Origin of the sequence: Muriicola sp. Z0-33 (genome assembly GCF_026126425.1) — a bacterium.
In the GTDB taxonomy this organism is placed as follows: domain Bacteria; phylum Bacteroidota; class Bacteroidia; order Flavobacteriales; family Flavobacteriaceae; genus JAFMPW01.
The window spans coordinates 1-11,991 of the sequence record NZ_JAFMPW010000015.1; the positions used below are offsets into that span (position 1 = coordinate 1).

Sequence of the window (11,991 nt, forward strand, 5' to 3'; positions counted from 1 at the left end):
CAGAACGTGCCTCATTCAAGAACAGCGTAGCTATCTCTTGCCACGGCCAAAGCTGCTGACAGCTTTGAGTCTGGTGTAAAAATAATACCAGCTGTTTAGCAGCTTTGTTTAGGTATTTTCAGAACGTGCCTCAATCAAGAACAGCGCAGCTATCTCTTGCCATGGGTATTTTTTAACATGTAAAGAGGCCTAAAAAAGATCAAAAGTAATTGGCTTACAGAGATATACATTTTCTTGGTTTCAAATGATTTCAATTTAAATCATTCATTCGAATTCACAAATCATCAACATTTTTAACTAAATGTTTTCGTAACTTAAAGCGGCTCGTTTTAGTACTGTTAAACCAACGATTTGCAGTTGATCTGACTTTCGTCCTTAACTAAGTTCAGTTTAAAAATGTATAAAATGAAATTGAAGATTCACGAATACCAAAAAACATATTTAGCTATGAGTACAACAAAAAATCTTTTTCTTTTGGCAACTTTGATGGTCTCATGCTTAGCATTTTCTCAGCATAAGCATCATGGTAAAAGCGATAGTACGAATACCGCTAATGAATATATGCACCGATCATCTGTCGACGACTTGATCATGCGATTTGAATCACCGGAGCGTGATGCCTACCAAAAACCGGATATGGTTCTTGAATATCTTGGTGAACTAAAGGGCAAACAAATAATGGATATTGGAGCCGGTTCGGGATATTTTTCGGTAAAACTGGCAGAAAAAGGGGCGCAGGTAATTGCGGCTGATGTCAACGATGAATTTCAAGGGGCATTGAAAATGCGTATTGATGAAAACAAACTTGAAAATATAGAACTTCGAAAAATACCTTACGACAGTCCAAACCTGGAGGACAATGAGGTAGATATGGTGTTGATCGTAAACACCTATCATCATATCGAAAACAGAAGTGACTATTTTTCAAAAGTGAAAAAAGGAATTAAACCGGAAGGAGAATTAGTCATCATCGATTTCTTTAAAAAAGAAATTCCAGTAGGTCCCCCGGTAGACCATAAAGTTTCTTTGGTCACCGTAAAAAAAGAACTAAAAGAAGCTGGCTATACCCAGTTGGATGTAAATGTTGATTTATTGCCTTATCAATTTATAATAAGAGCGAAGTAGGGTATAAGGGGTTTTTTGGAACAAAAGATATAAGCAAAAAGAATTTGTTTCCGGCTGAAGGAGAAGTTAGGAATGCTGTTTACGCGGGGCATCCCTTTGAAAAATAAAAACAACCCCATCCCCAAATACGAGGAGCTAGAATTGTAACTTCACCTTTGCCTGCCAGCTTCGGCGTATTTGGTTCTCGTTTCGCAAATCTTCTTTACCTTAGCAGTCTACATTGCTCAGATGGAAAAACAAAAAATAAAAAACGTATTTATTAAGGGAGCAATTACTCCTGAGTTTATAGCGGAGTCTATTGCTAAGCACCAATCAAAGATTCAGATTGGAGCTCACGATATTTTCCTCGGACAGGTTAGAGCAGATGATATTCAGGGTAAGACTGTTACGGGCATAGAGTATAGTGCTTATGAGGAGATGGCCAACCTTAAGTTTCACGAGATTAAGGAGGCTACGTTTAATAAGTACGAACTCAGTTGCCTGCATATATACCATAGCATGGGAGTGGTTCAAACGGGAGAGATCTGTTTATTTGTATTTGTTTCATCTCCTCACAGAAAAGCAGTTTTTGAAGCTCTTCACACCGTGGTTGAAGAAATTAAGAAAGAAGTCCCGGTTTTTGGGAAAGAACTATTCGGGGACGATTCGTATCAATGGAAGGTAAATAAATAAAATGGTAGACATTACACATAAATCAGTAACATTGAGAACTGCTGTCGCTCAGGCTATAGTGCGAGTGAGTTCTGATGATACTATCACTGCTATCCGGCAAAATACCGTACCCAAAGGGGATGTCTTTGCAATGAGTAAGGCAGCGGGTTTATTGGGGGTAAAGAAAACTCCGGATTTATTGCCAGATTGCCACCCATTACCCATTGAGTATACAGACATTACTTATGAAATTGACGAACTCGAAATAAAAATTCTTATCACTGTAAAGACTAATTATAAGACAGGGGTGGAGGTAGAGGCCATGCACGGGGCCAGTGTTGTAGCATTAAATATGTACGACATGCTAAAGCCCATAGATAAAGGCATAGAAATTCTACAAATTAAATTGTTGAAAAAAACTGGAGGTAAATCCGACATTTCAGCAGCCGGAACCGTCTAATCCCGTCTGGCCCAGATTTCGTACATCGGTGCTCCTTTGCTGTTTTTTCCGGTATGGTGCCAATCCGCTCCTTTTACCTCATAGTTGAAATCTAACTTGGCACCCACTCTATTGTTGTCTCTGGAGAAATAGCCAATATTTTCTATATACTTGCCATCTTTAGAGCTGAATGCACCTCCTCCGGTTCCTGAAAACCTGAAGGTCTCTGTATGATATGCTATCCATTGGAAATGTCCGTTAAGCAGGAATTTTAGTGTTTTTCTGGCCTGGGCTTCCCCTCGTCTTTCCTGGCCTGTGTCCGGACCCCTGGTAGCAAAGAGCCACTGTCCGTCAAGATCCTGTTTTTGCTGAGGGACAGCTTTAAAAGTATTGCCATTAAGGGTCAAATCATCGCCCATCGCAGTATAACCCATCGCAACATTGGTTATCGTGTTTTTCTCATAATCCGAATTGAATTCTAATTTTACTTTTATAGAATCGTTTTCTAAGGTGTAAAACCCACCAACGGTGCTTATAAATTCAGGGGGTTGCTGCTTGAATTTAGTATAAATTAAATACCCGCTGTCAACCTTCAATTCATGGGTAATTGTGGCATCTTCGGTCTGCTCTTCATAGAGAAACACATTGGGTTCTATTTGACCCAATGCCATCTTGGTACAGAAAAGTAGTAGCAGTGGAATTACTGTTTTAAGTGATGAAAAGGCTTTCATAAGACTAGTTTTGATACTTAAAAATAGCCTTTTATCTGATAACTATCCAAGATAAAGGTAGGGACATCGGAAATTTGTTTTTATCCCCTATGAGTTGCAGATATTTTTAGTAAGAGCTGAAATGAATAATTCATCCCCTTTAATAATTCAACTCAAATTATTCAACATCTCTCTGGTGGTAGCTTCCAGATCAAAATCTGGTTGCCAACCCCAATCTTCCCTGGCCCTTGAATCATCAATACTTTTTGGCCAGGAATCTGCTATGGCCTGCCTGAAATCCGGATCATAAGTGATCTCAAAATCTGGTATTTGATCTTTAATTTTTTGAGCAATTTCCTTAGGCGAAAAACTCATAGCAGACAGATTATACGAAGATCTTACACTAATGTTTTTAGGATCACTACTCATAAGGTTTATGGTAGCTCTTATAGCATCATCCATAAACATCATAGGGAGTTTTGTATCCTCTTTTAGAAAGCAACTGTAAGTTTTGTTGGCAATGGCCTCGTGAAAAATTTCAATAGCGTAGTCTGTCGTCCCCCCACCCGGCATTGTTTTCCAACTTATTAAACCAGGGTAACGAATACTGCGCACGTCTACATCGTATTTTTTGTGGTAATAGGCACACCAACGCTCACCGGCTTGTTTGCTAATTCCGTATACCGTGCTGGGTTCCATAATTGTATTTTGAGGTGTTTTTTCGTCCGGGGTGTTAGGGCCGAAAACTGCAATGCTGGAAGGCCAGAATACTTTGGCAATTTGTTTTTCTTTAGCTAGATTGAGAACATTAAAAAGCGAATTCATATTAAGATTCCAGGCGCGCATTGGAAACTTTTCTGCTGTTGCACTAAGCATGGCGGCCATAAGGTACACTTCCTCTATTTCATAATGCATTACAACATCCTCTATGGCTTCGTAGTTTGTTGCGTCTAGTAGTTCAAAAGGGCCCGAAGACATCAGGTTTTCAGCCCCTTCTCTTATGTCACTTGCAATTACCGTTTCACTTCCGAAACGCTCTCTGAGACTCAATGTAAGTTCTGTACCAATCTGCCCGCAGGCACCTAAAATGAGAACGGATTTTTGCATTAAAATGAAGTTAAATGGATATCTGTGTAAATATAACTGATTCTAAAATTTGTACATTCGTCCTATGAATAAAATATGCTGCATATTCATTTTTATAGGACTAGTTGTTTCGTGTAAACAACAACCGCCCGTCCTTGAAATTAATGAGGATGATACCGCAGAATGGTCTGTAGATTCTATACCGAAACGAGCGGCTATGAATTCCAAGGTGTTAGAGATACTAAAGGAATGGCCAGAGTTTAATTCGCTCGATTTAAGCTTTGATGCACTTTATAAGGCCGAAAACAGGGAGGATCTTATTCTGATAGTTGAAGAATTTGTAGAAAAGCAAAATGTAATGGCCGCTTCTGAATATCCTGAAACATTTAACACCCCTCAGATCAAAAGCAGGCAAAAGGTACTAAAGACATATATATTAAAAACAAAGGCAGCCCTGGAGTATCGCACAGATCTTTATGAGCCAGCAAGCGAGTTGATAGTGGCCTACAATGCCATGCGCGAGCAATTTAATGTTACCGTTAATAATACCCTGGAGAAAAATCTTATTTTACTGGAATAAGGTTGAGCTTTTTTGTTAAATATATTCATGATGCCGAATTCCTTACTCTTTATTCCCGACATATCGGGTTTCACCAAATTTATTCAAACTACAGAGGTGGAACACAGTCAGCATGTAATTGCCGAATTGTTAGAGGTACTTATTGAGGCCAATACGGAGGAGTTGCGTTTAGCCGAAATTGAGGGTGATGCCCTGTTCTTTTATAAGGAAGGAGAAGTGCTTTCCCAGGAGCGCTTATTGGCTCAGATGGAAACCATGTTCACCGCATTTCATTCTCATTTAAAGATGTTGGAAAAGAATAGAATTTGCCCGTGTAATGCCTGTTCTTCTGCTCCGGATCTTCAATTGAAAATTGTAGCGCATTGTGGGGAGCTACAGTATATAGAAGTCCAAGGAAGAAGAAAGCCGTTTGGGCAGCAGGTAATTGAAGCACATAGATTACTTAAAAATTCTATCGACAGTGAAAACTATGTCCTGGTCAGCCAAAAACTTGCTGCGATGATAGAACTGCCTGCAGACTATGTTAGCAAAGTATACCAATTTAATGAAGGTACTGACCACTATGATGGAAATGAAGTGGGGTATATGTATGCCATTATCAATAATGATAAACTCAGTCTTAATACAGTACCTAAAGGACATAAAGTACAATTTAATAAATCTCCGAACCTGGTATTGGAAGAGCATATAAAAATACCCGCTGCACTACTCTTAGAATATGTCTCTAACTATGGTTATCGACATTTATGGGTAAAGGGAGTAGATGAATTTATTTATAGCGACAATGAAGTCACAAGGCTGGGGAGCGCGCATTTATGCGTTATAAATGGGAAACACCTAAATTTTGTTGCGGTAACTAAAGACACAGAACCGGGGCAGTATATCTACGGGGAAATGACTACAAGTATACCTATAATGGATGAAGCATATCAGTTTTACATTATTACTCCAACCTCAGAAAAGGGTTGTAGGCTCCAAATAGAGAATTACTGGATGGCGAAATCACCATTTAAAAAATTGTTCATTTTCTTATTTGCGAAAAAACTCTTTAGAAAAAATACCGAGGAAGCTATCAAAGGATTGGCAAAATTTGCTGTCAATAACCCTGTTATCCAATGAATGCCATTTAGAGCTCTTTATCCAGTTAGGTGCCCAAATTGCCTATAGCATCAACCCAGACTTGTAAGGAACAAAAAAAGAGGCATATAATGCCCCTTTTTATTTATATAAATTGGTGTATTCTATTCCTCGGTTTCAGCCGGAGTTGTTTTGCGCGATTCCAGTGCTTGTTTGCTTAAACTCGCAAGGTTAAAGTTTGGATCAATTTTCAACGCCTCGTCAATAGTGGCGACAGCTTCGTCTATATTGTCCTTATTCATATTGTAAATTACCAGTCCTTTTAAATGAATAAAAGCAGCTTTAATAGGCACTTCATAGGGCTGTTGACGCTCGTAAAAGGCATATTTCATCTCGTCATTTGCATTGGCAATGCCGTATTCAATATTTGTAGACGCTCCCTCATTGTCCCCCATTTGTATTTTAAGATCGGCCAATTCGTATGCCAGATAGGGATTTGGAGTTCTTGTGAAAAGAACTTCAAATTGTTCTAAAGCTCTCTTTGGCTGGTTTAGGGCCTTTAAAGAAATTGCTTTTACCTGCACTGCCAGATCAGAATCGGAATCCTTCTTTTCTATACCGATAGTGTTTAACGCCTGCAAATGTTGATTATTATTGGCATATACGTAGGCCAGAGTATCCCTGAGTTCCTGAGAGGGTCTTAGGACATTTAAATGAGTTAGTGCATTGATTAACCCATTTATATCGCCCTGTAACCGCATTTGCTTGTAAAAGGCATCATAGTGTTCTTGTAATTGGGAATTGGTCTGAGCATTCGAAATTGTGCCCAGAGCAAAAAATATCAGTATTACTATCTTTCTCATCTCCATTAATTTAAGTGCGGCAAAACTACTACATTTTTTTCTGTATTATGTAATTGAAAATCTTAAAATGATTGAAGATGCAAAAAAGGATGCCAAACGGCATCCTTTTTTTATGTTGGTTGTCGGTTGTTGATTCTTCAGACGGCGGTCAGCCTGACATCTCTATTGGCATACGATCTCAGTATTCCGGCATAAAATGCCAGACTCTTGTTGTCTGTATCCAGGCAGGATTTTAGAAAATCCTTAAGATTCCCAAACAACAAATTAGCATGAAGTGTCGGGACATTCAGATTAACCGTTCCTGGATCATAAGAGTTGTCATCAATTACAATATCCATGGCTACCCTCTTTCTGTGATAATCTATAGATACATCCGCGGCATTGTAATGTTTCTTTACAATAAGTTGATGAAGGTGCTGAAAACTTTTGGTCATTTTACCTTTGGCACAACTGCGGGAGATGAGACTCTCTATTTCCATTAAGACCATCCCCCTAATACTTGAATTTTCCATGATATTTTGGGATTTAATGTTTAGACAAAGATAAGGTGATGGGTCTAAAAAGCTGTAAATCAACGATATAATTTAACCGTTTATCGATATTTTTGTTGTGAAAATGAAGTTTTGTGTGGTGAATTATTGGGTTATTGGGGTTGAAAAAACATAATTTTTATTAAGAATATTCTTACTTTTAATCAATTTCCCATGTTTTTCTGATTTTTTTAACACATATTCCGGTGCAGGAAGCCCTCTTTTTAGTGCTTCAGAAGTATAATATTCACTTTTTAAAGGGTGGTCCGGAAATACCCCGTTAAAGGTGTCGTTCCAGTAATTATTCTGCAGAACAAATACGATCATCCCAATACAGTCATTCAAATGAATAAGGTTCACATAATCTGAGCCATTCTCCAGGCCTTTTCTCCCGGCTAAAAAGCTAATCGGATGTCTCCCTGGCCCGGTTAATCCACCGAATCGTAATATAGTAACCTTAATATTTTTCGCTTTTCTAAATAGTTCCTCTGCCATCAACAGCTGTTTACCTGATGCTGTAGTTGGAATTGCGGGGGTATCTTCTGTAACTTCACCCTGTATATCGCCATAGACCGAGGTGCTGCTTATAAACACAATTTTTTTTATCCCCGTACTCATTATCGCTGCATATAGCAGTTCCATTTTGCGCACGTAGTTCTCTTTGTGCTTTCCTCTTAATTTAGGGGGTACATTTATAATCAAAATTTCCAGCGGGGCCAAAAATTTGCTTATTGAACCCTCAATATTGTCTTCCCCTAATACAATTCTGAAAGGGATTATACCTTGCTTTTTTATTTCTGCCAGCTTTCCTTCTGAAGTTGTACTGCCATAAATCTGATAGTCTTTTTCTAGCAGTACCCTGGCCAGCGGTAAGCCCAGCCATCCGCATCCGATAATCCCAATTGCGCTACTCAAATCGTATTGTTTTGGTTACCAATACGGCATCATTCAGAACGAAGGGCATCGGTATGTTATTTGCTGGTCTTCTGGGGATAGTAAAGTCCGGATGGTTTAAGAGGTCATTAGAAGCTTCGTATACGGTAATTTCCAAAGGAGTACCTTTTGGGATTTCCACATTAAGTTCGGTAAACTCGTTATCGCTTATATAATGGGTTACCAGTTTCCCGCCTCTTCTATTTTTCAAATAGTAAGGTGAAAGAGCAACTTGATTAATCTTTGCTTTTTTAAGGTTGTTGGTATTAGTAAATATTTCCAGTCTATTTACATTCCTTTTTGGCGTTATTCGAATTTCCAGGATTCGGTTCTCTCCGATTACAGTATCCCGGACTTTTTGAATATCCGGTGGTGGAATCTCTTTTAATGGTGCTTCTGAGGTATAGGTAAACCCGGTGCTGTATTTGCTGCTAATAGTTTTGCCCGAGGCAGTTACAGCTGCTCTGGTGGTAACTTCAACATACTGGCTGGTCCACTCTGCCGGGACATGTTCATAAGTTGCCCACATTGCGCTTTTTTTGTCTGCATCCAGAACATATAAAAGGCTGGTGGGTTTTGCATTGTTTTGATCGAAATCGGAATCAAAATGAGCCGAAACCATAAACCCTATAAAAAGTAGTACACCTAAATATGATAACCGATTTTTATGTTTATAAAAGCCAAACAAGGGAAGTAATAGTAGAAAAATAAGGCTGCTCAGAAGGGTAACCCCAATCATCATTTTTAGGCCTAAGCCAACGGGGAACATTTTAACAAAGGGGGCCAGCATCCAGATAGCCGGGAGGCTAAGCAACACCAGCAAGTAAGGGTTGGGTTCCTCCTGGTTGATTAACACAAAAAATGCTGAGAGCAGTGCAATCAGTGGAATCACAAAAAAGCTTGCGCCCGGGAGATACATAGCCAGTCCTCCACATATGATCAGCCATATTATAATAGGCGCTACCAGCAAATTAGCGGTACTAATTTTCCTCCATTTGTGATAGCTCCAGAAACAGATAGCAACAGACAGGCATACAAATGCAAATATATAGGCGTGTCCGTTATAGGTAAATCCATGCAGAATATCCTTGTATTGAGGATACCACCACTTTAATATCGACCAGCCAAAATATCCGATTATTCCGGTTAGCCCTAATGCTAGTAACATAGGGAGGCTTCCCTTGGCAATTTCTTTAAGATGCAACACCTTTTTTCGAAATCCATGGACCAATAAAACGATAAAAATAAGCAGCACAAATCCAAATATTGGCCAGATCCATTCAAAGGGGTAGCTAACCAATTTGAACAATGGCACATTAAAATAGATATAGTCATTCAGGCTTTTAAGGTTATTGAGATCCGCATCACTAAAGTGCTTCAGCAGCGGCATCAAATAACTCCCCTGATGGGTCAGTGTTTTTTTGTCTAATCGCTCATAACTATCTTTTGCGGTATGATAATCAAAGTGGTCATCGATAAAGGCAAAATTAAATCCTTCAATATCTCCTTCTTCCCTAAATACTGTAAGATCGGTATCGTTTGGCAGCATTTTGTATATGCTATAGGCCAGGGAGTTCGCCACAGGATAGTTTGGATTAGCTTTGGTAAATTCCTTAATTAAGTTTCCGTTTCCCCTGTTAGTTTCAATCAGCATATATCCGGGTCCCCCGCTTCCCCTTGCTTCAAAATTTAAAACAAGGCCAACATCTTTGGCCCAGGGATGCTTATTGACAAAAAGATCAGCGCCGTTAAGTCCTAGTTCTTCTGCATCGGTAATTAAAATAATAATATCATTACCCGGCGTTTTGCCTTCAGACAGGTAGGCTCTCAAACCCTCTAATATTGTTGCGACACCGCTGCCGGCATCACTGGCACCAAGGGATGAATGAGGGCTACTGTCGTAGTGTGTTAGTAGCATCAGAGCTTTTCCCTGCTTTGTGCCTTTAATTCTGGCCAAAATATTGGTTGCCCTGCTAAAATTTGCCCAATCCCCGGCCGTATAACCTTGCTGAATTGTAGGGCGCAGACCTAATTTTCCAAGTTCGCCCATAATATATTCCCTTACTTCTTGATGGGCAGGAAAACCCACTCCATGGGGCTTTTGAGATAATTGTTTAACATGAGATAACGCTCTGTCTGTAGAAAATGAGGTAGCTGTCTGGTTATTATCAGGACGGTATGAGGGCATAAGAGCGCTGAAGCTCCAGTAGACAGCCAAAATAACTAATAAAAGTGTGGTAATGGGGGCAAATTTTTTCATGTAATTATCTTAAACCATAAATGTATAAAATTCCCGGGGATAGTACGTTTAAACGATTTTATTTAAATAATTGCCCGAAAAGCCTTATATTTCATATTAACCAAAACTGAACGGATATGGGTATTAAGAGTTTTATGGGCCGTAGGGCAAAGGCATCTTCGAAGAAAGAATACGATGCTCCAATTCTCGTAGAAGACTATATGACCAGAAAGTTAACCACTTTTAGTCCGGAGCAGTCGATTCTTGAGGTGATGGAATCTTTTGCAAAAAACCGGATTTCCGGGGGCCCGGTTTTAGATGACAATGGTTTTTTGGTAGGCATTATCTCCGAAGCAGATTGTATGAAACAGATATCTGAAAGCCGTTATTTTAACCAGCCTATACTAGACAAAAGCGTAGAGAAATATATGACCAAGAATGTGGAAACTATTCCTCACGATATAAGCATTTTCGACGCTGCGGGCATTTTCGACAAACATAACAGGAGAAGGCTTCCAGTGATGAAAAATGATTTACTGGTAGGTCAGATTAGCCGCAAGGATATTGTGGTTGCTGCTTTAAAACTCTCCGCTCAGAATTGGAAATAAATGTGTTCATCAGGAGCATATTTCATATAAATTGTCATTAGGTAAAGTATACTTAATGCCTTATTCCCTTTTCACTATCATATAATAGTCATTATCCAGGGGCAAATATCCAAGATCGTATACAAAATAGTAGGTTGATCCTTTCTTGGTGGTATATAGATTGGTGATAAACTCAAAATCGAACCCCTTGTCCAATAATCTGGTTTTGGTTGTGCGCGTTTTACCTTCTTTTAAAGGAAAGCTATCCAGAATTCGGTAATTCTTGCGTAACCTGTTATTAATATTCCTGACGAGGTTTTTACTGTCTTTATTGAGCTTGTTATTATAGGCATTGCGGCAATAATCGGAGCAGTATTTTTTATCTATACGACCCCTTATTGTTGTGCCACATTCCAAGCATTTTTTTTCCTCCACTACTATTTCTTATAATTAAACTTCACCTCATTAGTACTCCCTTCTTCATCGCCGATTACGACATAGATATTCATCTCATTTTCGCTGACCTTCTCAAATGTAAAATCGCTAAAATAGATGCGATCTTTTTCTACTTTAACCAACTTAAAATCTACAGTTTCATCCTTTTTTTCCCATCCTTTAAAATTGCCATGAAAATGCTTTAGTTGCAGTAAGAGCGTTTCATTTATTTCTTGTATATGGCCCGCTTCATAGAATTGCACCTTTCCATCTGCAACCAATTTAAATACAAACATCATAGAACCACCTAAGGGAGGGCTCCATATTTCCTCGGTAATGCCTCCGAAGGCCTCTCCTTTCCAATGACCTTCAATCCACTCTACCTCAGAAAGTGAAGCTTTCGGGGAACTACTTCCTTCCTTCAGGGCCAATGTATTCTGGGCAGAAAGGTTAGCAGCAATTAAAAAGAAAACTGAAAGTAAGTATTTCATAGACGAATTACAGATATAAGCTGAAGATACAAATTATCCTATTATACGCCTTGTATGTACTCTGGCAGAAAGTTAGATTTAGCCGGTAATATCCGCAGCTGATTATTCTATCTTTATGTCGTATTTCAGTAACAAACCCTGGATATTCTCTGAGGAGAACCGTGCCTTCTTAAGCCGGTTCATTTCAGGATCAATTTCTAAGATAATTGCGGTTCTGAAGTCGATATTTTAAATGTCTTATCGGC

The 11,991-nt window shown here is 39.0% G+C and carries 14 protein-coding genes; 6 read left to right on the forward strand and 8 right to left on the reverse strand.

All coding sequences use genetic code 11. The features are described 5' to 3' along the window. The first annotated feature begins 447 nt into the window (after nucleotides 1-447). The 3 genes from J1G40_RS16090 to moaC all read left to right on the forward strand — a co-directional run bounded on the left by J1G40_RS16090 (nucleotide 448) and on the right by moaC (nucleotide 2,236). On the forward strand, nucleotides 448-1,125 hold the full coding sequence (locus J1G40_RS16090; RefSeq protein WP_265243686.1) for a class I SAM-dependent methyltransferase: 678 nt from the start codon (nucleotides 448-450) through the stop codon (nucleotides 1,123-1,125). Between the two features lie 228 nt (nucleotides 1,126-1,353). Continuing rightward, nucleotides 1,354-1,797: a molybdenum cofactor biosynthesis protein MoaE gene (locus tag J1G40_RS16095; RefSeq protein ID WP_265243687.1), complete on the forward strand. Its 444-nt coding sequence runs from the start codon at nucleotides 1,354-1,356 to the stop codon at nucleotides 1,795-1,797. A 1-nt stretch (nucleotide 1,798) separates the two neighbouring features. Beyond that, nucleotides 1,799-2,236, forward strand: coding sequence for a cyclic pyranopterin monophosphate synthase MoaC (gene moaC, locus J1G40_RS16100; RefSeq protein ID WP_265243688.1), 438 nt, complete (start codon nucleotides 1,799-1,801; stop codon nucleotides 2,234-2,236). Here moaC and J1G40_RS16105 read toward each other — a convergent pair. Together J1G40_RS16105 and J1G40_RS16110 are read right to left on the reverse strand one after the other, a co-directional pair. Further along, on the reverse strand, nucleotides 2,233-2,946 hold the full coding sequence (locus J1G40_RS16105) for a hypothetical protein (protein ID WP_265243689.1): 714 nt from the start codon (nucleotides 2,944-2,946) through the stop codon (nucleotides 2,233-2,235). The two genes, moaC and J1G40_RS16105, sit on opposite strands and share 4 nt — an antisense overlap. Before the next feature lie 147 nt (nucleotides 2,947-3,093). Next, nucleotides 3,094-4,032, reverse strand: coding sequence for an NAD-dependent epimerase/dehydratase family protein (locus J1G40_RS16110; RefSeq protein WP_265243690.1), 939 nt, complete (start codon nucleotides 4,030-4,032; stop codon nucleotides 3,094-3,096). Nucleotides 4,033-4,096: 64 nt separating this feature from the next. Between J1G40_RS16110 and J1G40_RS16115 the strand changes: the two genes are divergently transcribed. Both J1G40_RS16115 and J1G40_RS16120 read left to right on the forward strand, forming a co-directional pair. After that, nucleotides 4,097-4,591, forward strand: a complete 495-nt coding sequence (locus J1G40_RS16115) for a hypothetical protein (RefSeq protein WP_265243691.1) — start codon at nucleotides 4,097-4,099, stop codon at nucleotides 4,589-4,591. 27 nt (nucleotides 4,592-4,618) lie between these two features. Beyond that, entirely contained in the window at nucleotides 4,619-5,710 is a 1,092-nt protein-coding gene (locus J1G40_RS16120) for a DUF2652 domain-containing protein (RefSeq protein ID WP_265243692.1), read from the forward strand. A gap of 122 nt (nucleotides 5,711-5,832) precedes the next feature. Here the strand turns inward: J1G40_RS16120 and J1G40_RS16125 are convergent, their stop codons facing one another. The 4 genes from J1G40_RS16125 to J1G40_RS16140 all read right to left on the reverse strand — a co-directional run bounded on the left by J1G40_RS16125 (nucleotide 5,833) and on the right by J1G40_RS16140 (nucleotide 10,254). Continuing rightward, nucleotides 5,833-6,531 carry a hypothetical protein gene (locus J1G40_RS16125; RefSeq protein WP_265243693.1) on the reverse strand — a complete coding sequence of 233 codons (699 nt, stop codon included), beginning with the start codon at nucleotides 6,529-6,531 and terminating at the stop codon, nucleotides 5,833-5,835. Nucleotides 6,532-6,668: 137 nt separating this feature from the next. Further along, nucleotides 6,669-7,043 (reverse strand): hypothetical protein, encoded by a 375-nt coding sequence (locus J1G40_RS16130; RefSeq protein ID WP_265243694.1) that lies wholly within the window; start codon nucleotides 7,041-7,043, stop codon nucleotides 6,669-6,671. Between the two features lie 123 nt (nucleotides 7,044-7,166). Next, entirely contained in the window at nucleotides 7,167-7,976 is an 810-nt protein-coding gene (locus J1G40_RS16135; protein ID WP_265243695.1) for an SDR family oxidoreductase, read from the reverse strand. Next, a complete protein-coding gene (locus tag J1G40_RS16140) occupies nucleotides 7,969-10,254 on the reverse strand; it encodes a M28 family peptidase (protein ID WP_265243696.1) in 2,286 nt (761 codons plus the stop codon). The genes J1G40_RS16135 and J1G40_RS16140 overlap by 8 nt, the downstream gene beginning before the upstream one ends. Nucleotides 10,255-10,370: 116 nt before the next feature. Here J1G40_RS16140 and J1G40_RS16145 point away from each other — a divergent pair, with 116 nt between their 5' ends. Further along, on the forward strand, nucleotides 10,371-10,841 hold the full coding sequence (locus J1G40_RS16145; protein WP_265243697.1) for a CBS domain-containing protein: 471 nt from the start codon (nucleotides 10,371-10,373) through the stop codon (nucleotides 10,839-10,841). Between the two features lie 60 nt (nucleotides 10,842-10,901). Here J1G40_RS16145 and J1G40_RS16150 read toward each other — a convergent pair whose 3' ends face one another. Together J1G40_RS16150 and J1G40_RS16155 are read right to left on the reverse strand one after the other, a co-directional pair. Further along, entirely contained in the window at nucleotides 10,902-11,255 is a 354-nt protein-coding gene (locus J1G40_RS16150) for a hypothetical protein (RefSeq protein WP_265243698.1), read from the reverse strand. 2 nt (nucleotides 11,256-11,257) lie between these two features. Continuing rightward, nucleotides 11,258-11,746: a DUF6265 family protein gene (locus J1G40_RS16155; RefSeq protein ID WP_265243699.1), complete on the reverse strand. Its 489-nt coding sequence runs from the start codon at nucleotides 11,744-11,746 to the stop codon at nucleotides 11,258-11,260. Between the last annotated feature and the right edge of the window lie 245 nt (nucleotides 11,747-11,991).